19 protein-coding genes are annotated in these 24,769 nt (G+C 33.3%); 14 read left to right on the forward strand and 5 right to left on the reverse strand.

Translation table 11 applies throughout. The features are described from left to right. Positions 1-183 precede the first annotated feature (183 nt). A complete protein-coding gene (locus PQF96_RS19850; RefSeq protein WP_271767952.1) occupies positions 184-1,443 on the reverse strand; it encodes an NADase-type glycan-binding domain-containing protein in 1,260 nt (419 codons plus the stop codon). A 546-nt stretch (positions 1,444-1,989) separates the two neighbouring features. Between PQF96_RS19850 and PQF96_RS19855 the strand changes: the two genes are divergently transcribed. Further along, a complete protein-coding gene (locus tag PQF96_RS19855; RefSeq protein ID WP_271767953.1) occupies positions 1,990-3,075 on the forward strand; it encodes an adenylate/guanylate cyclase domain-containing protein in 1,086 nt (361 codons plus the stop codon). 102 nt (positions 3,076-3,177) lie between these two features. Here PQF96_RS19855 and PQF96_RS19860 read toward each other — a convergent pair whose 3' ends face one another. Then, entirely contained in the window at positions 3,178-3,498 is a 321-nt protein-coding gene (locus tag PQF96_RS19860; protein WP_271767954.1) for a GIY-YIG nuclease family protein, read from the reverse strand. Between the two features lie 476 nt (positions 3,499-3,974). Between PQF96_RS19860 and PQF96_RS19865 the strand changes: the two genes are divergently transcribed. The 8 genes from PQF96_RS19865 to PQF96_RS19900 all read left to right on the forward strand — a co-directional run bounded on the left by PQF96_RS19865 (position 3,975) and on the right by PQF96_RS19900 (position 15,698). After that, positions 3,975-5,483, forward strand: a complete 1,509-nt coding sequence (locus PQF96_RS19865) for a hypothetical protein (protein ID WP_271767955.1) — start codon at positions 3,975-3,977, stop codon at positions 5,481-5,483. Between the two features lie 100 nt (positions 5,484-5,583). Continuing rightward, positions 5,584-8,361 (forward strand): type I restriction endonuclease subunit R, encoded by a 2,778-nt coding sequence (locus PQF96_RS19870; protein WP_271767956.1) that lies wholly within the window; start codon positions 5,584-5,586, stop codon positions 8,359-8,361. After that, positions 8,362-10,035, forward strand: a complete 1,674-nt coding sequence (locus PQF96_RS19875) for a class I SAM-dependent DNA methyltransferase (RefSeq protein ID WP_271767957.1) — start codon at positions 8,362-8,364, stop codon at positions 10,033-10,035. Then, positions 10,035-11,666, forward strand: a complete 1,632-nt coding sequence (locus PQF96_RS19880) for a restriction endonuclease subunit S (protein ID WP_271767958.1) — start codon at positions 10,035-10,037, stop codon at positions 11,664-11,666. The genes PQF96_RS19875 and PQF96_RS19880 overlap by 1 nt, the downstream gene beginning before the upstream one ends. Next, positions 11,647-13,491 carry a restriction system-associated AAA family ATPase gene (locus PQF96_RS19885; protein WP_271767959.1) on the forward strand — a complete coding sequence of 615 codons (1,845 nt, stop codon included), beginning with the start codon at positions 11,647-11,649 and terminating at the stop codon, positions 13,489-13,491. Before PQF96_RS19880 ends, PQF96_RS19885 begins: the two co-directional genes overlap by 20 nt. A 9-nt stretch (positions 13,492-13,500) precedes the next feature. Beyond that, positions 13,501-14,616 (forward strand): hypothetical protein, encoded by a 1,116-nt coding sequence (locus tag PQF96_RS19890; protein ID WP_271767960.1) that lies wholly within the window; start codon positions 13,501-13,503, stop codon positions 14,614-14,616. Between the two features lie 10 nt (positions 14,617-14,626). Continuing rightward, on the forward strand, positions 14,627-15,055 hold the full coding sequence (locus PQF96_RS19895; RefSeq protein ID WP_271767961.1) for a hypothetical protein: 429 nt from the start codon (positions 14,627-14,629) through the stop codon (positions 15,053-15,055). 1 nt (position 15,056) lies between these two features. Further along, positions 15,057-15,698, forward strand: a complete 642-nt coding sequence (locus PQF96_RS19900; protein WP_271767962.1) for a hypothetical protein — start codon at positions 15,057-15,059, stop codon at positions 15,696-15,698. Positions 15,699-15,902: 204 nt separating this feature from the next. On the opposite strand, the gene PQF96_RS19905 is transcribed toward PQF96_RS19900, so the two are convergent. Continuing rightward, positions 15,903-16,478, reverse strand: coding sequence for a hypothetical protein (locus PQF96_RS19905; protein ID WP_271767963.1), 576 nt, complete (start codon positions 16,476-16,478; stop codon positions 15,903-15,905). Between the two features lie 403 nt (positions 16,479-16,881). Further along, entirely contained in the window at positions 16,882-17,607 is a 726-nt protein-coding gene (locus tag PQF96_RS19910) for a hypothetical protein (protein ID WP_271767964.1), read from the reverse strand. Between the two features lie 361 nt (positions 17,608-17,968). Between PQF96_RS19910 and PQF96_RS19915 the strand changes: the two genes are divergently transcribed. Then, entirely contained in the window at positions 17,969-18,475 is a 507-nt protein-coding gene (locus PQF96_RS19915; protein ID WP_109438596.1) for a hypothetical protein, read from the forward strand. 188 nt (positions 18,476-18,663) lie between these two features. Here PQF96_RS19915 and PQF96_RS19920 read toward each other — a convergent pair whose 3' ends face one another. Further along, a complete protein-coding gene (locus tag PQF96_RS19920; RefSeq protein ID WP_160114343.1) occupies positions 18,664-19,341 on the reverse strand; it encodes a DUF2293 domain-containing protein in 678 nt (225 codons plus the stop codon). Positions 19,342-19,677: 336 nt separating this feature from the next. Here PQF96_RS19920 and PQF96_RS19925 point away from each other — a divergent pair, with 336 nt between their 5' ends. The 4 genes from PQF96_RS19925 to PQF96_RS19940 all read left to right on the forward strand — a co-directional run bounded on the left by PQF96_RS19925 (position 19,678) and on the right by PQF96_RS19940 (position 24,508). Continuing rightward, complete coding sequence (locus PQF96_RS19925) at positions 19,678-21,897, forward strand: hypothetical protein (protein ID WP_271767965.1); 2,220 nt, start codon at positions 19,678-19,680, stop codon at positions 21,895-21,897. Positions 21,898-22,167: 270 nt separating this feature from the next. Then, on the forward strand, positions 22,168-23,064 hold the full coding sequence (locus tag PQF96_RS19930) for an SDR family oxidoreductase (RefSeq protein ID WP_333968124.1): 897 nt from the start codon (positions 22,168-22,170) through the stop codon (positions 23,062-23,064). 9 nt (positions 23,065-23,073) lie between these two features. After that, entirely contained in the window at positions 23,074-23,985 is a 912-nt protein-coding gene (locus PQF96_RS19935; protein ID WP_109438592.1) for a helix-turn-helix domain-containing protein, read from the forward strand. Between the two features lie 4 nt (positions 23,986-23,989). Beyond that, on the forward strand, positions 23,990-24,508 hold the full coding sequence (locus PQF96_RS19940; protein ID WP_271767967.1) for a hypothetical protein: 519 nt from the start codon (positions 23,990-23,992) through the stop codon (positions 24,506-24,508). The last annotated feature ends 261 nt before the right edge of the window (positions 24,509-24,769 follow it).

Consider the following 24,769-nt stretch of genomic DNA (forward strand, 5'->3'; position numbering starts at 1 on the left):
ATACAAAATCCTTTTGAAAACCCCTTATTAGTTTGGGCAAGAAAATAATTATGATTTTTCATTACTTCCTCAATTTTTGTAATACAATAGTCATGGAATACAAATCTGAGCTAATTCTGTAGATTATGATAAGGCATTCTAACACTATGTTTTATGGAATAGTGTTATTAATTTTCTCATTTCTTATTCTGTAATCATTTTATGTTTCTTACACATTGGTAATATTCTTAAAGGTTCTGTACCTACAACTATATCATTAGCAAAAAAGGTAGTTCCTTTATCTAATTGTACAATAGTATAGGTTTGTTGTGATCCCAATACCTGATCTATATCAGTAATCATGTGTTCGTCTTCATTGGTTTTTAAAATCATACCAATTGTCAATTGTTCTACAGTATCAAATTGATAATCCATTTGCGTTTTTTGTGGAGCATATGATAACCAGTTTCCATCAGCAGATAAAAACGGATGATCTTTTGTACAGGTAATAGAAGTACCATCAGCCAAGGAAATCTTAATTAAATCTTCATGAATTGGGTTTGCTAGTTCTTCTATAGTAGCCGACATGTTGGTATTGGTATCCCGATCAAAAGAAAGTACCTTATCTCCTATTTTAAGATTTTCTATAGGCTCTTGATGACCATCAGCCATGGTGACTAAGGTTCCTTTTGCAAAACAGTGCACATCAATTCCATCAAAATAAATCTCAGAGATCACAGTGTCTTCATACTTATCTCCTGGATATACTTCTAAAATTTCGAACCTCATTTTCCACTGAGGAAGTTTTTTGGCAGCTATATAATCTATATTTCGATCTAAAAAACCAATAGTATCTACTTTAAAATGCTGAGCTGCACGTTGATCAGTCAAATTAAGGATTGCATAAGGCTCTCCTTTTATATACATTTTCAACTTTTTTACCCTACTATTGTTACGCCATGCTTTTTCACTTTTAACATGTCCATTGACAACAATAATTTCAGTTATCCTAGGGCTGGATTGATTAAATCCATACTCAATATATTCTCCTACTCCATATCCCGCAACACCTTCGACCCAAACATTTTTATAATTAAGGTCATGTATATTATCTACATTATAATCTACAGTTCCCTGAGAAGGTAATGTAGATGAAGCAGTCTCTGTAGTGGGACCACCCCCACAATACCAACTACATCCTTGTCCTTCTATATCCCAATAACTAGCCATCGTTTCATCTACCATTTCTAATTCTGCTTTCTCTGATGCAGTAAGATCTTCCTCTTTAAGTCCATTTGACATACGTTCCCAAATTTCCTCACATGCTTTCTTATTACGATTAAATTCTTTTTCGTCGGCAGGATTAAGATCTAAAATCTCAATACTCGGAGTTAATGTTATAATTTCTTGTGCTGTAGTGCTAAAAGTCATCGTCAACAGCATATAAAAAAGTACGTTCTTCATAGAATTATAGGTTATATCATCAAATGTACAATTTGTTTTGAGATTATTGATGGAGGCGCTCACCCTTCGACTACGTGTTCCCTGAGTCAAGTCGAAGGGCTCAGGGTTCGGGTTGGGTTTTCTCTGAGGGCTGAGCGAAGCCGAAGTCCGGTTTTATTACTTTTCGAGAGCACTTCAACAAGTTCGGTATGACACCTCAGGGTTCGAGAGCCTCACCCTTCGGATTTACATTCTTCCCTTTGGTCGTATCGGGGACTGTACTTTGACTGACTCAGTAACCATCCTCTTGAAGCCTCTTGATATTTTTGACATGTTTACTCTCACTTCGACTACGCTCAGTGATCGTTAATTTCATTCTCATCCGAGGGCTGAGCGAAGCCAAAGTCCCGGAAACTGAAGCATAGAGCTTTAAAAACTAAGCTGTTATACAAAAAAAATAAATAAAAAGTAGGGAACTTTCCCGTTTATATGTTTTAGGTATAGAAAAGCACTGGATAGTATATTTTATCTGATGCTGATATAAATTAAACAAAACGATACGATATTATGAACCATCAGTTGAAACAATATAAACAGCTACTTTCACAGTCAGTATTTTTTTGGGCTATTGCTATGGGATTATATTCAATATTAAGGTATTACGGAATAGATGAAGAAGAAGACTTTATGGTTATTAGAGCGCATAGTGGAATATTCGGAGCGTTACAATCCTTAATAAAATTAACATGTATAGGTGTTTTAATAGGTGTTCTTTATACTCATGTAGATCTTCTTTTTGACAAGTTTATGACTAACAGAATATCATTAGCCAATAATGTTATTACCAGAACAATTTTTCATTTTATAGCTACAATAGCTGTATTCACTATAGTTACTGATGTTTTTTCTAATTTGAATAACACGAATCCAAATACAGATTCTGGTTGGTGGGCACAAAACAAACCTTTTTGGTCCGCTATTTTATATATTGTATTAGCTTCTTTTGTGTTTTCATTTATTAAAATTGCTAATGAAAAATTCGGAAAAGGTACGTTTCTTAAAATATTGATGGGAAAATATAAAACTCCGCAGGAAGAAAAAAGAATATTTATGTTCTTAGATTTAAAAGACTCTACGAGTATCGCAGAAAATCTAGGACACTATAAATACAGTCAGTTTATACAGGATTGTTTTTATGATCTTAATGCTGTGGTTCCAAAATTTAATGCTGAAATTTATCAATATGTTGGTGACGAAGTTGTCCTAAGTTGGCCGTATAAAAAAGGGTTAACTAATAATAATTGTATAGATCTATTTTTTGCTTTCCAGGAGAAAAAACGAAATAAATCTGAATATTACCTAAATAAGTATGGTGTTGTTCCAGAATTCAAAGCAGGACTCCACGGTGGAAAATTAATGGTAACTGAAGTTGGAGTCATTAAAAAAGAAATTGCATATCACGGGGATGTTATTAATACTTCTGCCAGAATACAAGATGAATGTAATACATATAAGGTTCCTTTTTTAATTTCAGAAAAGTTAATGCAGGATTTAAAAATGAGTGCGCATTTAACATCTCAATTTTTAGGAAGTGTACTACTAAAAGGAAAGCAGGAAAAAGTCGGAATTCATACGATACATCAAGTAGCATAAGAGATAGCGAAATCACCCTTCGGCTAAGTGTTCCCTGACTCAGTCGAAGGGCTCAGTGATCGGTATTTTCGTTATATTTCGAGGGCTGGTCCTTCGACAAGCTCAGGATAAACCAAGGCCGAAGTCCGGGGTTCTGAAAACCAAATAATGTGTATTATTTTTACATTCTGCTAAATCATGTAACCCCTCCAGCTCCCCTCTCATTAATGCTTCTTTTTTGGCTCTTGACCATCCTTGTACTTGTTTTTCTCTGTAAAACGCAGTATCGATACGATCATATTTTTCGTAATAAAGCAAGATAACAGGCAATCGTTTTTTGGTATGGTTCGCTCCTTCTCCGTTTTGATATTGCGTCAATCTCCTATCCATATCTTTGGTGCTACCTGTATACCAATACCACTTGGTAGTTTCATTTTTTAACACTGAAAATCGATAAACATGGGTACTTGTATAGGTGGGTACCCCAACTATTAAGAGTGGCTTGTCTTGCCTTTTTAGGAAGACGCACTTCTGTCTGAGCATAGTGACACTTCCCTTTTATGTAAGTGGCACTTCCCTTTTGCATACCTATCACTTCTGTTTGAAGTACCCCATACCTAGGTTCGAGACAAGTGACCCCACTACTATAAGTACCCCTAACACATGCATAACCATAACACCCCCTACTTATATAGGTACTCTCCCCCACTTAGATAAGTGGGTTTTGGTGGTTTTGTTAAAAGAAGGTAAAAATGAATAACGCAAGTATAATCAGTCTTACCTGTGTGTTTTCTACTAAAAAAGTAATCAAAATACCTAATACTGGGTATACTTTATAATCCCTTTATTTACTTATTTAGCTTGATAATTAAATCATCCTTAACTCTAGGTTATTATCCACTTAATTTAAAACTTAAAAAATGAAGAAAATTACTCTTGCATTATTGATGAATTTTATCATAACAATAGGATATTGTCAAGATAAAAATCAGCTTATCACGAACTTTAATACTGCTCTTGATACAGTTATTAATAATTATTACACAATTAATTCGAAAGGCGAAATTGAAATTGATTTAGCTGTTCAGCCAAAACTTCTTAACGAAAATATTTTAAATGCCTTTAATACTGTTGTTTTTAGTAGTACCGATTTAGTTACAAACGCATCTGCATTTGGGTATACACAAAATAAGGACAAAACAAATGTAACCATGAATGCTAGCTATAAAATTTACACTAAAAGTAAATGGAAACTATATGGTATAGCCGGTACTACTATTAAAGGGCAAGGTACTTTATTTGATTTTTATTCTGATGAAAGCTGGAATAATGACGTAAATTTTAATACCACATTTGTAATAAAACCTCCCCAATATTCTGGTCAGTTTTACTATACTAAAAAAAGTAAACGTAAAAGTATAATCGATAATAGAAAAATATATAGTAACAAATATAAACTTTGGATAAGTCGAATTCATTCTGTAGATGAACCAAAACATATCATAAACACCATTCAATCTATTCAAGAATCAATTGTTTCAGAACCAAATAAAGAATATATCTTATCAAACCTAAAAAATGAGCTAAAATTGTTTCCAGAAATTAAAAGCTTAATAGAAAGAGGTAAGTTGAAAGAAGCTTATTCTCAACTAGATGAACAAAAAAAGTTTTTTGATTCTATAGTCAACAAATCAAAAGACATTACAGAGTTAGAAAAATTTGCTAAAAAAGAAATCCTATATAAATATGACAAAGATAATGATATAACGTATGGTTATTATTTTCCGTGGTTTCGTATTGGCACTAGTATCGGAAATAGTACATTTTCATTTACAGAAGAAAACATTGATCCTTTGCTAAGCAATAGTAATATAGATTTTACAGATAAAATAAATAAACTTACTACAACTACATTTTTTGATTTCAATTACATTACAAATAATAAAAGACGTATTAGGTTTTGGCAAGTTGGGACATCTATAACTACAGGTTCAATTCTTAATAGCACATTAATTGATGGAACACCATCATTGTTTTTAAATAATACTAATAGTTCTATCAAAGACGAAAACGGAATCGTTTTAGGTAATTATGATCAAATTGAAAAAACTGTAAGTACTGGCAAATTTTATGGGTACCTAGCATACTTCTTAGGCAAAAAGAAGAATTTGGGATTCAATATTTCTGCAAGACACGATTATCTTATTACCAGACCAGACAACACTTTTTATGAAAATAACTACACCATACTTTTTGGTCCTTTATTTAGAAAAACAAAAAGTGATAACACCTCTTTATCGTTCGGTATTGATATAGGTTGGGAAAATGCTTTATATGATGCAAAAGCATCTGATTATTTTGTAGGGAGAATCCGCTTAGGGATTCCTTTTGGGATTTATAAGAAGGCTAAGAAAAGTGAGGAAAAGTAAAAATTAAATATTTTTGGTTTACAAATTAAAGAACTCTATTTTTACTTTTCTGACGCCCTAACGTCTTTTCTATATAAAACATTGATTCTAAAGACTATTTGTGAACGAGGCTCAAACCCGAAAACGGCTAATTGATAATCAGCTTGCATTTGCAGGATGGAATATTACTGATCAAACTCAGGTTGTAGAAGAATATTCTGTTATTTCTGGCACTAATGAACCTCACACTACTTATAATACCACCTTTAGTGATTATGTATTATTAGGTAAAGATGGCAAACCTTTAGCAGTTATTGAGGCAAAGCGTACTTCTAAGAATGCTGAAATAGGACGTGAACAAGCTAAACAGTATTCTCTTGATATCGAGAAGGAAAGTGGAGAACTCCCTTTTTGTTTTTATACCAACGGATTGGATATTTACTTCTGGGATTTGGGTAATTACCCACCTAAAAAAGTAATTGGTTTTCCTTCTCGTGATGATCTGGAACGCTATAAGTTTATACGAAAACGTAAAAAACCACTAGCCGCAGAATTAATAAATACGGATATCGCCGGTCGTGATTATCAAATACAAGCCATTCGAAAGGTTATGGAATCCATTGAGCAAAAACGAACTAAGTTTTTGTTAGTTATGGCAACGGGTACTGGAAAAACAAGAACATGCATTGCATTAACCGATGTTTTAATGAGAGCTAGTTGGGCAGAACGGGTGTTGTTTTTAGTGGATAGAATCGCTTTACGTGATCAAGCATTAGAAGCTTTTAAAGAACATTTACCAAACGAACCAACATGGCCTAAGCGTGGTGAGAAATCTATAGCAACCGATCGTAGGATTTATGTGTCCACTTATCCAACAATGTTGAATATTGTGCGAGATGAAGAAAATACACTTTCTTCCCACTTTTTCGATTTGATTGTAATTGATGAAAGTCACCGATCCATTTATAACACCTATCAAGAGGTTTTAGAGTATTTTAATACCATTACTTTAGGTCTTACAGCTACTCCCACAGATGTTATCGATCACAATACATTCCAATTATTTGAGTGCGAAGATGGTTTGCCAACGTTTGCATACTCCTATAAAGAAGCAGTAAATAACATCCCTCCTTACCTATGCAATTTTCAAGTAATGAAGATTCATACGAAGTTTCAGGATGAAGGAATTAACAAACGAACCGTATCCCTAGAAGATCAAAAGAAGCTATTATACGAAGGCCGAGATATTGAAGAAATAAACTATGAAGGCGAGCAATTAGAAAAATCTGTCAGAAACCGTGGAACAAACGCATTGATCGTACGGGAATTTATGGAGGAATCTATAAAAGATTCCAACGGAGTATTACCTGGTAAAAGCATCTTCTTCTGCCAATCTATAGCACAAGCCAGACAGATAGAAGAAATATTTGAAAAACTCTACCCAGAATATAATGGTGAATTATCCAAAGTATTAGTATCTGATGACCCAAGAGTATATGGTAAAGGAGGTCTGTTGGATCAATTCAAAATGAATGACATGCCACGTATTGCCATCAGTGTAGATATGTTGGATACAGGTGTTGATGTGCGTGAATTGGTCAATTTAGTGTTTGCAAAACCAGTTTTTTCGTATACCAAATTTTGGCAGATGATTGGTCGTGGAACTCGACTGCTCGAACCTACGGCAATGAAACCCTGGTGTACGGAAAAAGATAATTTCTTGATTCTGGACTGCTGGGATAATTTTGAATACTTTAAACTCAATCCAAAAGGAAAAGAAAATAAAACTCAGATTCCTTTACCAGTTCGTTTTGCAAGTATTCGAATTGACAAAATTGAGGTAGCTTTAGAACTCGATGAAAAAGATATTGCATTTAAAGAGATAGAAATTTTGAGAAAACAATTGGCACAATTACCGCAAGAATCTGTGGCAATCCAAGATGCACAATCCGCAATTTTTAAAGTAAGAAAAGCTGAGTTTTGGGAAACTCTAGAATCTAAAAGTTTCGACTTTTTGAGAGATATCATCTTACCATTGTTTAGAACGGTTTCTCAGGTGGATTTTAAAGCAATGCGCTTTAAAAAAGATGTATTAGAAACCTCTTTAGCTTTTTTGGAGAAAGATCAGGAACGGTTTGAAATTCTTAAAGAAGATATACAGGAACAAGTTGCATTGTTACCCCTATCGGTCAATACCGTCGCTAAGGAAACCTCATTAATTAAAAAAGCACTATCTAACAAATACTGGGCAATTATTGATGATCCAACGTTTGATATACTATCGAAAAAACTTGCACCTTTGATGCGTTATATCGAAAAGGTTTCAGGAGGTTCTGGTATAGATCACTTAAACCTTAAGGATCTGGTTACCACCAAAGAATTCGTAGAATTTGGTCCCCAACATGAATCCGTGAGTATTTCTCGCTACCGCGAAATGGTAGAAGAGAAAATTACTGAAATGCTGGATCGAAATCCAATTCTTCAAAAAATAAAAAATGGTGGTTCTATAACCCCACAAGAAGCAGAAGAATTAGCTGAAGAACTCTACAACGAAGATCCACATATCACCGAAGCATTATTACAAAAAGTGTATAAAAACCAACACGCAAATTTTATACAGTTTATCAAACACGTTCTAGGTATTGAAGTTTTAGAAAGTTTTGAGGAAACCGTGAGTAAAAAAGTAGCTGCTTTTATTACAAAACAGACACAACTTACTACACGACAAATTGAGTTTCTCAATCTGTTGCGAGATTATGTTATAGAACGAGGTCAAATACACAAACGAAATTTATTAGAAGCTCCTTTTACCGTTATACATCCTAAAGGAATTCAGGGTATCTTTACACCCAACGAAATTAAAGAAATAGTAACCCTAACAGAACAATTAGTAGCATAAATGAGTCTATTACAGCATAATCCAACCATCAAATCCAAAATACAAGAACTATGGAACAAGTTCTGGAGTGGCGGTATCTCTAATCCCCTAACAGCTATTGAGCAAATCACCTATTTGCTCTTTATGAAAAAGCTAGATGAGAACGATCTCGATGCACAATCTAAAGCAGAATTTACAGGAGATCCATTTGTTTCTCGTTTTGAAAGCATCTACATTCTACCTCAAGATCGACCTAAAGAACGTGCAGGAAAGAAAGAAATTGAAAAAATAGAGAAAGAAAAAGGCATTGATAAACAACGATTACGCTGGAGCGAATTCAAAAGACTTAAAGCTGAAGAAATGCTTCAACTTATCCAAATGTATGTGTTTCCTTTTATTAAAGAATTGGATAAAGAAGATTCCCCTTTTGTAAAACATATGCGCAATGCGGTGTTTATCATACCGAAACCCTCTTTATTGGTCGAAGCTGTCAAAATCATAGATGAGATCTATGAAGAGATGGAAAAAGATGCCGAAGAAAAAGGACAGGATTTCCAGGATATTCAGGGAGATGTTTATGAGTTTTTATTAAGTGAAATTGCCAGTGCTGGTAAAAATGGGCAATTTCGTACTCCACGACACATTATTAAATTATTGATAGAGATGGTAGCACCTCAATTGGGTAATCGTATTGCAGATCCTGCTTGTGGTACTGGTGGTTTTTTACTGGATGCCTATCAATATTTAGTAACACAATTGGATGACGAAAAAGAACAACGTCCTAAAGATGAAGATGGATTTGTACGCTCTAGTAAAAGTGCAAAACTTACTGAAGATGTAAAAACTATACTAGATAATAGTTTACAGGGATACGATATTGACCAAACCATGGTACGTTTAGGACTAATGAATCTAATGATGCATGGTATTGGCTCTCCACAAGTAGATTATACGGATACCTTAAGCAAAGTATATAATGAAACTAGTCAATATGATATCGTACTAGCCAATCCTCCTTTTACAGGTAATATCGATAAAGGAGATATTAATGAAAGTTTACAATTAGGCACTACCAAAACCGAATTATTGTTTATCGAGCGTATCTATCAAATGTTAAAAATGGGAGGTACTGCAGGAATAATTATCCCACAAGGTGTTTTATTTGGATCTGGAAAAGCTTTTAAAGAAGCTCGTAAATTGATGATCGAAAAAAGTGAACTAAAAGCTGTAGTAACCATCCCCAGTGGAGCTTTTAAACCCTATGCTGGAGTAAGCACTGCTCTACTTATTTTCACTAAAGGTGGAGAAACCGAAAAGGTCTGGTTTTACGATATGGAAAATGATGGGTACAGCCTGGATGACAAGCGTAACAAATTAGACGGATATGGGGATCTACAAGATATTTTAGAAAAATACCGATCACGAAAAGAAAGTCACCCTAAGCCTGTCGAAGGAGAAAAGGCAGACCATAAAGGAAAACACTTCTTTGTTCCCAAAGCAGAAATAAAGGCAGAAGGCTACGACCTAAGTTTTGCCCGTTATAAAGAAGAAGTTTTTGAAGAGATCGAATATGAAAAGCCTGAAAAAATACTTTTAAAGCTTTTAGGGGGGACCGATGAAGATGGTAAACAAGTAAGGGGGTTAGAGCAAGAAATCAATGAAAAATTGAAAGAATTAAAAGAGTTGTTTGCATAATGGGAAACGAAAATGTACTTGATCAATATATTGATATTTTGTCTGGTTACGCATTTAAACCAAAATTCTTCAATAGTTTAGGTGATGGATTACCTTTGATAAGAGTTCGAGATGTTAATTCTGGTTTTTCTGGCAAATATTATTCCGGGCCTTATCATGAAAAGTTCGTAATAAATGATGGAGATATTCTAGTAGGTATGGATGGTGATTTTAAATGTGTTGAATGGAATTATGGCAAAGCTCTTTTAAATCAACGGGTATGTAAAATAGTACCTAAAATAAATGAGCTAAATAAAAAATATTTACTTCATTTTTTACCTAAAGAACTTGAAGAAATTCACAGAAAAACCACTTACACAACAGTAAAACATCTATCTGCTAAACAGATAAAAGGTATTAAAATCAATAAACCTTCCTTAAGCAATCAAAAACGCATTGCCCAAGTCTTAACCGATTGTGAAGTGTTGATTGCCAAACGTAAACAAAGCATTGACTTACTTAATGAACTGGTAAAAAGTACCTTTTTGGAGATGTTTGGGGATCCCGTAAAGAATGAAAAGGGGTGGAAAAAGACTATCTTAAATAAAGTTTGCACTAAAATAACTGATGGCACCCATCATTCTCCTCCTATTCAAGATGAAGGTATCCCATATATCACGGCAAAACATATTAGTGAAAATAATTTAGATTTTTGGTCAAAACCTTGGTACATTTCTAAAGAGGACCATAAAGTAATTTTTTCTCGTTGTAATCCTGAAAAAGGAGATATTCTATATATTAAAGATGGGGCTACAACAGGAAAATCTTGTATTAACACTTATGACTTTGAATTCAGTTTGCTATCTAGTGTTGCGCTATTAAAGCCCGATAGATCATTGATTCTAAAAGAATACTTAAACTCTTGGCTTAATAATCCAATTGTTAAACAAAAAATAATATCAAAAATGGCTGGAGGAGCAATCAAACGATTGACTTTAAGAAAAATAAAAGATATTCAAATTTTATTGCCTCCATTGCAAATTCAAAATCAATTCGCACAAATAGTTGAAAAAGTAGAAGAAACAAAAATATTATATCAAAACCATCTTAATGAGCTTGAAAACTTATATGGTAGATTGAGTCAAGATGTGTTTAAAGGAGAGCTTGATTTGAGTAAAGTAGTATTAAGAGATGAGTTTTTGGCGGATGAAGAAGTTGTCAGTCCCAAAAAGATTAGTAAGGAGCAAAAGACTTATAAAAAAATAAAGATTGACAAATCTTATTTAAAAGAATCTAGTAATAATACAAAAACCAAAAGGGACATAACCAATATGACATTGGCTGACTTTTATGGTATTCCAGATGAAATTCAAGCAACTCAGGAAGACTTGGATTTTCAATTTAGAGGTGATGACCTTTTTTATCAATTTTTATTAAAAGATCATTTTAAAGATAAAAGCTTTGATTATCAAGATTTGCAAGACCAGTTTCAATCCTATTTTATCCAAAAGGATTTCGATATGGAATATGAATCCTGGAAGAAAGTAATTTTCAAATTTATTGAAGCTACTCCTCCACTCATTAAACAAGAATTTGACGAACAAAAGGGTCGAATAAAATTAAAACTAACGGATGAAGCTTTTAAGGCTTAAAATAAATAATGCAAAAGGTTTCCGTTCCTTAAAAAAAGGTTTTGAAATCTATTTTTTAAGGGATTTTGATTATACCAAAACCGATGATTTCAATCCCTATTTACTAGCAGGACGTAATGGTAGTGGTAAATCTAACGTATTAGAAGCTCTAGCAGAAATATTTTATCACCTGGATGGCATGTATCTCAATAATAAGCCTGAATATTTTATCAAAAAATTTGATCCTAATACTTCCAGAGTGAATGCATATGAGTTAGAGTATTTTACGTATTTAGATACTGAGTTTTTTCCAGAAGCCGACCCTGAAATTGTAGCACAAATTAGAATAATCAAAAAATATAATAATCGTCCGTTTATTACTATTAGAAATCTGGATGATTTTGAGAAAGAATACAATGAACTTTCACGACAACAAATCAAAAGTTTGTTACCCAGATATGTTATTGGGTATGCATCGGGACATAACGAAACCCTAAGTATTCCTTTTTTTAAAAGTAGACTGTTGCAATATGATGAATACTATAGTAATCTAGAATCTCAGGAATTTACGGACCCATCTCCTGAGTCCTCTTTAATTTTTCTGGATGAACAATTCAGTCAGGCTATTATGCTTACCTGTCTTTTGATGTTTGATGATCCAGAAACGGATACTCATTCTTCTGTTTTAGAACCGTTTCGTGAGTATGTAAAACTAGAAGCTATCGATTCGTTTCGTCTAATTCTTAGAACAGACACCGAAGTTTTAGTTACGGACATCAATACTACGGATAATGCTACAGAGTTTGCAGATACACCTATTCCACTTATTGAAAATTTACATTTATCTGATGAAGGAAAAACAGAAACAATTAGAACACGGTCTTATATAGAAAAATTAAAACGTTGTGCAACTTGCTGGGATGAGTATCAGCAAGATGAATATGATGAATTATATTTTGATGACTCCTTTGACGATAGTTTCGCGAATGGGAAATCCGCCAAAGCAAATGAATATATTATTTTTGATTTTAAAGTTGACAATGCCACCAAAATGGCTTTTCAATTACATTTCGAGAATGATCCACTAAAACTATTCGAGTTTTTTCAACTAGGCATTATTCTTAACAATTATGTCATTAGTACTAAGAACAAGGAAAATGCATATCAATCAGTAAACCCTTTTATAAATCAGGATATTGCACAAGTTCCCATAGAAGAAGATCGAATCTTACGATTTAAAAATGTTTTGATTAAGAAAACTGATATAGACAAAACAATTTATACCAAAAGTCTATCAGATGGAGAACATCAGTTTATACATACGCTTGGGCTCAGTCTATTGTTTCGTAATACCAAAAGTTTATTTCTCCTAGACGAACCAGAAACTCATTTTAACCCTGATTGGAAGGCAAAATATATTTCTAGCTTGCGAAATTGTTTTAATCAAGAACAAGACGAAAATAAAACTAGCCTTAAAAACAAGCTTCCATTAAGAGATATGTTAATTACTACACATTCTCCATTTTTGATCTCTGATACTGATATGAAATATGTCCATGTTTTTAAAAAGAATGAGAAAACGTTAAAAGTAGATGAAGTAATACGACCCGAATTTCAAACTTTTGGAACATCTATAAACAAAATTGGTATTCGAATCTTTAAAATGCCCAATACTATAGGAGAATATGCACAAGCTAGGTTAAAAGAATTACGATCAGAGTTACCTATGATGAAAACTGATACTCAAAAAGAAGATTTAATAGAACGCATACAAAAAGAATTAGGTGAATCTGTAGAACGCCTAATTGTAATCAATGAGATCGTAGATAGTATGAATAAAAAATAAAAGTAACCAATGCACTTTCCATATACATACATCAACCATAAAGTAGAAGAGTTACAGACCTATTTGGATTTTCTGTTTTTTGAGGTTTGGATGAAAGCTGATGGAGATTGGTCATTAGACAAATTAAATGGGAATCAAAAACTAAAAGACATCTATATTGTCTTAGAAGCAGAAGATGCTGATACTGGATATTTTTTCACAAGTAGAATTGAATTTATTTATAAAGAATTTTTAAAAATAAAAGAGCCTTTTAAAAGTAGATTAAAAGAAGGTTACATCATAAATAATAACATAGAAAACTTATGCTGTAACAAAGAATTGATTCCTATTACATTTAATGAAATTAACGGACATTATCCTAATTTAGGGAGGTTACTAAAAGAGTTTTATTCTAAACTCTACGGTAAAGGTTCTCCTTTTAATTTAAAAGCATTTGATTTCTTTAGCAAGAAGACGATACCGGATCATTACCGCGAGTTTATGATAGTGAACAATAAGGGAATTTGTCCGTTTTGTGCTATTCATCCCATCAAAGGAAATAATCATAGTACGCGTGAAGCCTATGATCACTATATTCCTAAGGGGCTATATCCTTTTATAGCTGTTAACTTTTATAATCTGGCACCTATGTGTCATGAATGTAACAGTTCTTATAAGCTTTCTAAGATGCCGATTTTTAAGAATCGTATTAAAAATATTGACCCGATGATTTCAAAAAAGAATAGAACACTATCCTTTTATCCATATTCGGATACTATTCCAAAAATAAATATAGATGTAAAATTAAACTCTGCTAAAATTGACACCATCAAACCCGAGGAAATTGATCTTGAAATATCTTGTGAAGAAGGATCAGAAGAACAAATTGAGACTTGGAAACGGATTTTTGGATTAGATGAGCGGTATTCTGCTTTACTATGCAGCCCTAATGCAGGCTTGACCTGGTTTAACTCAATAGTTGGAGAATATGAGAATTATAACGAATTAGAAGGAGAACTTACTCCTGAACAATATTTTCAATCACAGGTTAAAGAAGCCAAAAATTATCCGCTTTCTAGTCTAGGTTTTTTAAAATCTAAGTTTTTAGAAGAATGTAATAATAAAGGATTATTTAATAGAGTCTAAATTCATACACATGAAAAAAATTATTATCCTGAAAGGAAAAAGTGAAGTAGGAAAAACAACTATTCTTAATAAGCTAATTGATTGGTTAAATAGTAATCCAAATTTGACTAATATAAGTATAACAGAACTTCATCCACCAGACAGAATTGCAATAATTGAGATTAATGGTTTTAGAATTGGAATACTCACTCAAGGAGATGAATATGAACCTGTAAAAAGACATTTAAATGAAATCCATCAAGAAAATTGCGATGTAATTGTATGCTGTTGTAGAACAAGAATTTCTTCCTATACAGCGGTAAAAGAGTTTATTAATAAACATAACAACTTACAAAAGTTATATCTACCTATTTGGATTAACTTATTACCTCCTTCTAATAATCTACAATCCAATCAAATTTTATTAGAATTGAAAGCTTATTTAACGGGAATAAATTAGAATGGTTTCAATTGTTAATACCTACTTAAATCTATCTAGCGACACAAACCATCGTTACAATTCTTGGAAGCATTGTTACAGTGCTTTTGGTGAGGTAAAAAATATCAAAATATTAAGTCTACATTTAGGGTTTTATTTAGCAAGTTGGGGTATGTATCGAGGATCTAGCGGTTTATTACAAAAGGATTATTTAGTCCACCAAGGTGCCGTAGAGATACTTATCAATTTCGTTAATCTACGTTGCATACCAGATAAAGAGGTCAAATTTCAGGATACAGAAAATATTCTAGACCTAATTAAAAAACTTCAAGACTATTATAAGAATATAACTTATATACTAGATAATAAAACCAAACATATCTCTCCTACCGACACCTTAATTAGCAAAATATTGTTGGGGACTTTAGGTTGTATACCTGCCTATGATAGGTTTTTTAAAGATGGAGCGATCAAAGAAGGAATAGTAGCTTCCACTATAAATAAAAACTCTTTAATAGCTCTTTTTAATTTTATAAAAGAGAATAAAAAAGAACTTTCTGATATTCAACAACAATTATTATCAAAAACAAATTTTTATTATCCTATTATGAAAATTGTAGATATGTATTTTTGGAAGATTGGGTATGATTTAGACAAGAAATAATCATTAATGTTTAAAACGAAAACACCCCCAATAGTTGTTTCCAACTATTGGGGGTGTTTGATTAATATATTTCCAGAGTCTCTGAATTCGACCCTTCGAGTAACCTCACCCTTCGACTTCGCTCAGGGTTCAATTGCTTACGAGGGCTGAGCGTAGTCGAAGCCCGTCTACTTCACCCTTCGACTTCGCTCAGGGTGCAATTGTTTACGAGGACTGAGCGGAGTCGAAGTCCGATTCTGCAGTGCTATTGCCGCCAGATGAATCCGTTTCATTATCGGGATTCTGGTTTTGGTCTTCTTGCTCATTTTCTTCTGTAATACTATTTCCATTAGAAGAGAAACGTTCTTTTAATCTGCTATGTAAAGCTTCTGCTCCTGGTACACCACTATTAGCAGCAACACCAAACATCTTATACGCTAGTAATGAAGTACTATACGCTTCTGATCCGGCAAGTATTCTGGTATCATTTACTTTTTCTGATAGTTCTGCTAATTCTAAAGCCAGTACCTTAAGATCATTATATAATGAATAATCTTTTTCTACTTCTCCTAGTTTAATAAAATTTGGCAAGATATCTCCGTTCTGTCGCATACTGTCTAGTGCATCTTCTACAAATACCTTATTACTTCTATTGATCTTTGGTAGGTTTCTACGCTCATCTTTGGTCAAACCTGTTAAAAAAGGCAATAGCGTACTAATTTCATCTATTTTGCTTTTTACTTCTGTAATCACTTGTGAATCTACGGTAACCGATAATCGGTTGTTTACTACATTACTCATACTTTTTTGTTTTAAATTCAACATTTGTTTGAGCTTGTACAAAATCAATTACAATACCGATTCTTCATCTTTTTAACACTTTTATTATTAATCTTGTGTTAATTTTAAATTTTAACTCCCTAATAACTAAGCATTTGTTTTTATTTAATTCATTTTTGATATGATAAAATACTATAATGACAGGCTGTCGTTATAGCCAAAAACTTTTTTTTATCGTGATGATAACGCTTACTCACCAAAGGATTACGTTTTATATTTTGCATTTTACGTATACTCAGTGAATGGGTACTGACAGTTAGTATAATAGCATTTTATGCTTACTGGCGTTGTGGCAGGGAGTTCTAAGTTTTTATATATAATATGTATTACAAATCAACACTTTAACAGTAGCAAATGCATCAATTTAGTTATAGTGAGGCATTATTTTCTTTTCTTGTATGCGTATTTGTACGTATCCAATATAGCGTTCGGGATCTTTTCTAAATGCATATTTACCTGTATCACGTATCTCATCTATAGCTTCTTTAAGATGTGTAAATGCTCGATCTCGTAAATCTTTGGCTTTAACATCATCTAAAGTATCGTCATTAGCTTTAAAAAGTAATTCTGCCAGATAATCAGACTTCTGCTCTGCAATATTAAATTTTCTAAGATCATATCTCATCTTTTCCAGTTCTGGTGCATTTGACTTACCCAACACACTAATATCCATTAGATCCTGGATGATATCATCATCACCTTCTGCCTGTGTAATCTTATCTAGTCGGTCCAATACCTCAGCATCTTTTCTAAACTTAAAATATAAATCAGCTAGTACCTCATTTTTAAATTCATATGCCTTAGAAGATTCTGTTCTCCATCTTTTTAGAATTTCTTTCTTGGTATAACGTTCTTTCATCCAAACTGCTTGTGCATATCGGCATGCACCTATACGAACGGGCAAGTCTTCAAAATATGTATCCCAATCTAGTCCTTTACTCTCCAAAATAATTTTATCTTCATATGCCCACACAAATAAGTTTTCTGCCTCTTGTAAGGCAATATCAACCGGAATAGTTGGTGCTTTTACTTCTTCTAAAGATAATGCTTCTAAAGTCATTAACTTTATACTATAATTTTCTCTTGACATTTGCTAATTATTTTAAGAATTAATACGCTCATAATAGTATGACTACTGCTACTATATATAGAGTGTCTTAAAAAAGCATTTTGTTACCTTCTATATGTTTTATTAATAGTAAAAAACATACTTACTCCTTAAAAAAGTTGATTATCTACTACAAAACACCATGTCATCTTACACACTAAAAACCAATATTTTAGTGTAGTAATCAGAATATATTATCTACTCATTAACTTATTATTATAAATAGGTGAAATTTCCCCATAAAACGAATTAGTTTCTTTACATATTCTTAAAACATAAACCTAAGATTATCAGACAGATAATTAGTTATTTAGTAGCAGTATTAACCAATAAATAATATAAAATGAAATTACACTCAAAAATCTTATCCGGTTTATTCGTATTCTTAGTATTGCTTACCTCTTGTGAAACTGATACAGAGGAACCAGAAGTTGTAAAAACTAACCCGTATTTGGAATTAGTGGGTACTGTAGAATATCGTCAGGCTACAAAAGAGGAATTAAGTAAATTAGTTCCTACGCAAGCTAAGGCTAATTGCACACTTCACGGGGATGAAGGATGTAGTGATAATGCTGCATCTGAGTTCGAGCGTTATGTAAAAGAATGTACTTCATACCCTCGTATATGGCCGCCAACAGGAGCTGTTTCTACACACTACAAAAGCATGATCTATTATGTTGATGGTGATAGTGACATTAATCTAGACCATTATCAAGATGATTTACAAGCGCATGTAGATCAATTAACCAGTTCTGCCGGAGCAGCCTTTATTAGTGCAGATATCATATTTTGGACATGCAATGATAGAGAGAATAATTCTTGTGTAATAGAATATACTGTATATAGATAAGAACTCTCATTATAAATAGATATAAAAAAAGAGGCTGTCTAAAAAATATAAAAACTCAAAATTTTCAGTCTGAACCTGTTGAAGACATATTGAAAATCAAAATATTAAAAACTTCGACAAGCTCAGTTTGACAAAAAGAATTGACTTTTTAGACAGCCTCTTTTTAATTTTATTATTATACTCCATTTTCAGAAGGTACGTTTCCAACGTCTTAGAATCTGGTCAATATCTGATCGTATATCTGTTCGGATTTCTTTTTTACGTTTTCCTTGCCCAAACTGGTCATCATAATTAGTTTCGGTATGTCGTATATGTGCTTCTACTGCCAGGTCAATCATTTTAACATCAAATTCCTTAGCATTTGCAGTACGTCCTACCCTACCGCTATATTTTTGACATGCGTGTTTTGCTATTTCAAATTCTCGTTTCACAGGGCAATTAGGATACCGTCTTCTAATAGCAATGGCAAACTTGATAATATACTCTCTGTCTTGTTGTTCTCTAACAATAGCAGCTTTTCTGTTTTTTTCTGCACGAATATTCTGATCATTCTGACATTCTATTTTTGCTTTCTCTATAGCAATTTCTTCTACTAGTTGCCCTTGTCGTTCATAACGTTTACGACGTTGATTCCATGCCCATACTACTGCGCATAAGGTAGAATGTTTTTTAGATCTACGAGTCATTGCAGCATCTCCGGGTGGTAACAATACATATCCGCCAAACGGAGAACAACTAAAACAAGTTCCTTTATGTTTTTCACTTTCTGCAACAAATGATTTGCCAACAGGGATGCGTTTACCGCATTGAATACATCTAAGTTTTTCCTTCTTGGTTAGAAAAATATTTTGAGAAGTTGTGGCCAAATAACAATCATTTATAAGGAAGCGAAAATACATTTTTAGTATTGAATTTATCCTAAAATATTACGTATCTTTATAAGATCATACTTCATTTATTATTTGAGATTATGATAAGAAAATACTAAATTAGTAGTATTCCCCCCACTAAAAAATGAAACTGTCTGAAAGTTAACATTTCTGTTATCTCGAGCAAAGTTGAGAAAAATTATTCTTGATTATCAACTCTGCTCAATTTAACTGTTTGTTATACATGTACTTTCTAGACACTCATGATTTAGTGGGGATTTTTTTTACTCTAAACTGATATGTTGATAACCATACACACTAATACTCTTACTTATGAAACCTGCCAAAACTATACTAATGATGGTTCTTACCATCTCGATATTCATTTTATATTCTTCTTGTAAAAAAGACAACTACACTCCTATTAACGACAGAGATGTTCTTCCTGATTTATCTGCTGTAATGAAGTTTTTAAAAAAGGAAAATTATCCCGAAAATTCCTCCTGGCATTTATTTCCAGGCACAGAAATATCGCATGATTCTAATACCCTAAAAAGGTTAGGTTTACCAGTGCATGGACGTTGGGTAAGAACCTATGTAAATAATATAGCACATGAATTTTTAACCCAGGCAGTTGATTCTACGATCACTCAACCTTTGGAGTTTCCTCCCGGATCATTTATTGTAAAACAAAATTATCGTTCTGATACCATTAGCAATCGAATTATTAGTTCTGATCATAGTACGTTAGCTGCCATTACCGTATTATACAAGCCAGATCCAAAGTATAACTATTGTGCAACAGCAAATTTAGCTTCTTACAACGGTGTTGATTGTTATGGTGGGAATTGGTTTTATGGTTTCTTCTTTCAAAAAGATATAGAAGATGGTAAAATTAGTGATAAATCAAAGGATATACAGGCTCATGTAAGTGCGTTCTGTGTGAATTGTCATGCTCCGGGGTTTAATACTGATTATGTAAGGTCTCTAGATGATATTCGTAATCCTTTTGCAGAGTTTAGTACTACTCCTTATTGTGATCGTTTTAGACCTCAGCCTCCAAAAGAAGCAGCCTTACTTACTGCAGAAGAACCAAAAGATATGGGACAGTTCTCTAATGAAATTGAGCAGTATATTATGGATACTCAAATCACATCTACCTTACCAAAGGATGTTCCTGCAGACCCCACAAAAGTATTTAAATTCTTGGGGCCAGAAATAGCACAATTAATGTTTGATAGTTATGCCTGGAAATCCTTTATTGCTTTAAACTGGCCTAATAAAGGTGTCAACCCTGATACCAAAAAACCACAACGAGGCGAACCCGATACTCAACTCCCTTTTACAGCTAATAAAGATGATGCAATGGTTTGGGAAACTTATAAGCCTACATTCGAAGTATTTCAACCTGGAGATATAACATGGAATCCAACCAACCAACCTTGGAATCAGATTCCACCTGCTCCCAAAGGAAAAGATTGTGAGAATGAAGATCATGATTTTGTGATTACAATGCAATCCAAAACCAGAGATGTCCTTAATGAAACCGGACAAGCTTTTGCGGGTTCTTTTGGATACTTGGTAGATCAAGATAGCAGCCGAGTACGCTACGAAGTCTTATTTAATCGTACAGAATTCGAATATATCATCGGCAATGGTCGTGCAGCAAGCCTTAATCTCACACCCAGTGGGCCAAAAGGAGATGTTAACAAAGTAAATTTTCCTGACACTCGGGATGATACTACCTATAATGAAGGATCGATAGAAATCAAATCCGCTTGGAAAGAATTATGTCTAACAGCTGATTGTAATCATAGAGATGCAGAAAATCTTGAAGCTGCAAAAAAGAAATTCCTGGTTCGAAATGCATTGATCTATGAAGCCGAAGGTGATTCTGTATACTGTAGAAGAGCTCCTATGGCCTTGGTAGGTTTACATATCGCACGTAAGACATATTTTGCCCCACAATGGATCTGGATCACCTTTGAGCATAAAGATAATGTTCCTGATGTTGGACAACAAAACCCCACAGGGACTTTTTATAATCCTAAGTTAAAAGAACCTGATAACTGCTATCAACTCCCATTCTTGAGTAGAGATAGTATTGTAAAAGGTTGCCCTAATGTAGATCTTAATCGCCTGGCAAAAGAATTTACAAACCAACCTAATCAACTTACTCGTATTGTACCTATTGATAATGCAGCACAGAAAATGAACCTGGCATTTCAGGAAGAACTTAAAAAAATTGATTCTCCTTTTGCCAACTATATATTAGTGGACACCCAATGGGCTCTAAATGGCAGGCAACAAAATGGCCAAGTTAGCAAGCTTAATTGTAAGGATAATGGTGTCGAAAATGATTGTTTTACAATGGTACCTCGTTTTTTACGTAATAGTGTTATTGAATCATTTATGTCGACGTACTGCACCGTAAACGGAAAAACAGAACAACACAGTAACCGAAGCTGTATGAGTTGTCATGGTAGTGCTGGTGCTGATCTTAGTTATATCTGGTTGGATGCCGTTTCACAACGCGTAGAGTTAAGTGAGTAAAAGTTTGTGAAATAACTTAAATGCTATTATGTGTTGAAGGTATTAATCCATAGGTAATATTTCTATTAGGGATATCAATGTTCTATACTCAACAGTTGTGTGTAATTACCACTCAAACCAAAAAGTATACAACATTCGAAAATCCGTATAAGGAAACAAGTACTCTTCTATCCGACCTTTGTCTTATAGTTTTTAACACTAATTACTTAGACAAAAATGGAAACAAATCAATTTGGGAACAAAGGTTGGACACCTGATAGAATCGAAAATTTGAAAGGCAAAATATATATCCTAACAGGGACTACAAGCGGAACAGGATTTGAAGCAGCGAAAATATTGCTATCAAAGGGAGCAAAAGTGGTAATGCTTAATCGAAACCCAAAGAAAGCAGAAGACACCATTAAAACTTTAAAACAAGAAGTTGGTAGCCACATAGACGTTTTAGCTTTAAAAATGGATTTAGCTGTACAAGCTTCCGTAAAAAAAGCAGCTGAACAGGTTCTTAAAACAGTTCCTCAAATCGATGCGCTAATTTGCAATGCTGCAATAGCCCAAGTACCAAAACAGAAACTTACTGTAGATGGTTGGGAAAGTCAGATGGGAACGAACCACTTCGGAAATTTCACGTTTCAAGCTTTATTATTTCCTCTGATAGAAAAATCTAAAGGGAGAATAGTAACCGTTGGTAGTATGGGTTATAATTTAGGGATCAAAACCATACAATTTGACGATTTGAATTGGGATAAAAACTACAGTCCAAATGGCATATATAGCCAAAGTAAATTAGCACAAATCATGTGTGTTTATGAATTGCAAGACCGCTTACAACAAGCAGGAAAATCTGATGTGAAGGCTTATGCTTGTCATCCAGGCGCTTCCAAAACTTCATTAATTAAAACCAGTGGTAGTTTAATGACTCGATTTGTTTGGCAACTAATGAAATTATCACCGTTAGTACAATCGGCTGAAAAAGGTGCTTATCCACAATTAATGTGTGCTACAGAATCAAACCTTGACCAAAGTGGATTTTATGGACCAACAAAAAGAATGAATACTGTAGGTCCTGTAGGAGAGCATAAATTAGAGCCACACGCCAAAGATAAAGTAGTTGCTAAAAAACTATGGGAACTTTCAGAAAAGGAAACAGGTATAAAATGGAATATCTAAATTTGTAGTATGCAACATTTTAAAACATTATCATCGTATTTAGATTATTTAGAACTACCTCGACCAGAGCATCCTATGTTGAGCGTGTTCAACTCAAAAGGCGATGGCTACTTACCTTGTCCAAGAGAGAGTTCGCCACCAATTACCAATGATTGCTATACCATTAGTTTTAAAAAATATGTAGAGGGAGATTTAAACTACGGACGAACAAAATATGATTTCACTAATGGAGCTTTGATTTTCATTGCACCAAGACAAGTCTTGCAATGGGATAATAGTGTAGTTTTTGAGCGAAAAGGATTTTCAATAAACTTTCACGAAGATTTTTTGAAAGGAACGGAATTAGCTCTACAAATAAAAAAATACGGTTTCTTTTCATATTCTGTAAATGAAGCATTACACCTTTCACCAAAAGAAGAAAAGCAAATAGAATCGATAGTAGAAAATATTGAAATTGAATATCAAAATAATCAAGATGTCTTTAGTAGAGAAATTATTATTTCTCAATTAAGCACATTATTCAAATATGCCAACCGATTCTATGAAAGACAGTTTTTTAACCGAAAAGAAATAACGAACGATTTATTAGAACAATTCAATCAGTATTTAACTGAACATTTTGAATCTGGGCAATTGCAAGAAAAAGGCATTCCAAGTATAGAACAAATCGCAGATAAAATGTCAGTTTCACAACGTTACTTAAGCGATACTTTGAAAAAAGAAACGGGTAAAACTACCACCGAACATTTACACTTACGTTTAATTGATGAAGCAAAGAATGTTTTATTGAAACCGAATAAAAATATTTCGGAAGTAGCTTATGAGTTAGGATTTGAATATCCTCAATATTTTTCAAGATTATTCAAAAAGAAGGAAGGTATAAGCCCAAAGGAATTCAGAGAAAAATATAAAATGAATTAAAACTATGGATATATTAAAAACAGCAATAGATTGGGCAAAAGCCGAATTATTTTCAACCCCATTTTTCATTCTCTTCGGACTCGCGTTTATGGCAGCTAGTTTAGGTTTTTGGCAGTTAGGAAAAACGGAAATGGCTAAAGCGTACATAATTCCTAGCTTGGTGGCAGGTATTCTACTTTTAACAATTGGACTTGGATTATTTTTCACCAACAAGTCAAGGGTTACACAATTTGAGACTGCTTACAATAAGGATGCTTCAGCATTTATAGAATCAGAAATCACTCGTGCTGAAGCCACTCTGAAAGAATATAATACAATCGTTTTTAAAGTTATTCCGATTATAATCATTGTGGCAGCCTTGTTAATTATTTTTATTAACACACCAACTTGGCGTGCAATTAGTATAACAACGATTGCTATGCTAATAGTTATCTTATTAGTAGATGGAACTGCTTATGGAAGAATTGATAATTATCATAAAGAGTTGAAATTAGTTCATTTAGAAAATGAAATTAAAAAATAACTACACACAACAATGTGTATAAGTAATAGTGGTTTGAGTGCTAACTCGAACCGTTTTTCATTAAATTAAAGTATATTGATATCCGAAATGCAGTCGCTTAAATCCGCTACTGCTCATACACGAGACGGTATAACACACAGTTATTCCCCTGTAAGAAATAGGGTTTTTGACCCCGAAATATTACATAACTCCTTCATTATCTTTACTCCATCCTTAAACAAACATAGTTTGGTATAAGGGTTAGGTTGTTTTAAAATCGTC

It is taken from the genome of Aquimarina algiphila (assembly GCF_947494415.1).
GTDB lineage: Bacteria > Bacteroidota > Bacteroidia > Flavobacteriales > Flavobacteriaceae > Aquimarina > Aquimarina algiphila.

Bases quoted from the DNA above. Each gene is read 5' to 3' on its own strand.
- PQF96_RS19850 (WP_271767952.1), bottom strand. From the start codon at position 1,443: ATGAAGAACGTACTTTTTTATATGCTGTTGACGATGACTTTTAGCACT.
- PQF96_RS19925 (WP_271767965.1), top strand. From the start codon at position 19,678: ATGAAACCTGCCAAAACTATACTAATGATGGTTCTTACCATCTCGATA.
- PQF96_RS19905 (WP_271767963.1), bottom strand. From the start codon at position 16,478: ATGAGTAATGTAGTAAACAACCGATTATCGGTTACCGTAGATTCACAA.
- PQF96_RS19875 (WP_271767957.1), top strand. From the start codon at position 8,362: ATGAGTCTATTACAGCATAATCCAACCATCAAATCCAAAATACAAGAA.
- PQF96_RS19880 (WP_271767958.1), top strand. From the start codon at position 10,035: ATGGGAAACGAAAATGTACTTGATCAATATATTGATATTTTGTCTGGT.
- PQF96_RS19895 (WP_271767961.1), top strand. From the start codon at position 14,627: ATGAAAAAAATTATTATCCTGAAAGGAAAAAGTGAAGTAGGAAAAACA.
- PQF96_RS19865 (WP_271767955.1), top strand. From the start codon at position 3,975: ATGAAGAAAATTACTCTTGCATTATTGATGAATTTTATCATAACAATA.
- PQF96_RS19890 (WP_271767960.1), top strand. From the start codon at position 13,501: ATGCACTTTCCATATACATACATCAACCATAAAGTAGAAGAGTTACAG.
- PQF96_RS19910 (WP_271767964.1), bottom strand. From the start codon at position 17,607: ATGTCAAGAGAAAATTATAGTATAAAGTTAATGACTTTAGAAGCATTA.
- PQF96_RS19915 (WP_109438596.1), top strand. From the start codon at position 17,969: ATGAAATTACACTCAAAAATCTTATCCGGTTTATTCGTATTCTTAGTA.
- PQF96_RS19855 (WP_271767953.1), top strand. From the start codon at position 1,990: ATGAACCATCAGTTGAAACAATATAAACAGCTACTTTCACAGTCAGTA.
- PQF96_RS19900 (WP_271767962.1), top strand. From the start codon at position 15,057: ATGGTTTCAATTGTTAATACCTACTTAAATCTATCTAGCGACACAAAC.
- PQF96_RS19885 (WP_271767959.1), top strand. From the start codon at position 11,647: ATGAAGCTTTTAAGGCTTAAAATAAATAATGCAAAAGGTTTCCGTTCC.
- PQF96_RS19940 (WP_271767967.1), top strand. From the start codon at position 23,990: ATGGATATATTAAAAACAGCAATAGATTGGGCAAAAGCCGAATTATTT.
- PQF96_RS19935 (WP_109438592.1), top strand. From the start codon at position 23,074: ATGCAACATTTTAAAACATTATCATCGTATTTAGATTATTTAGAACTA.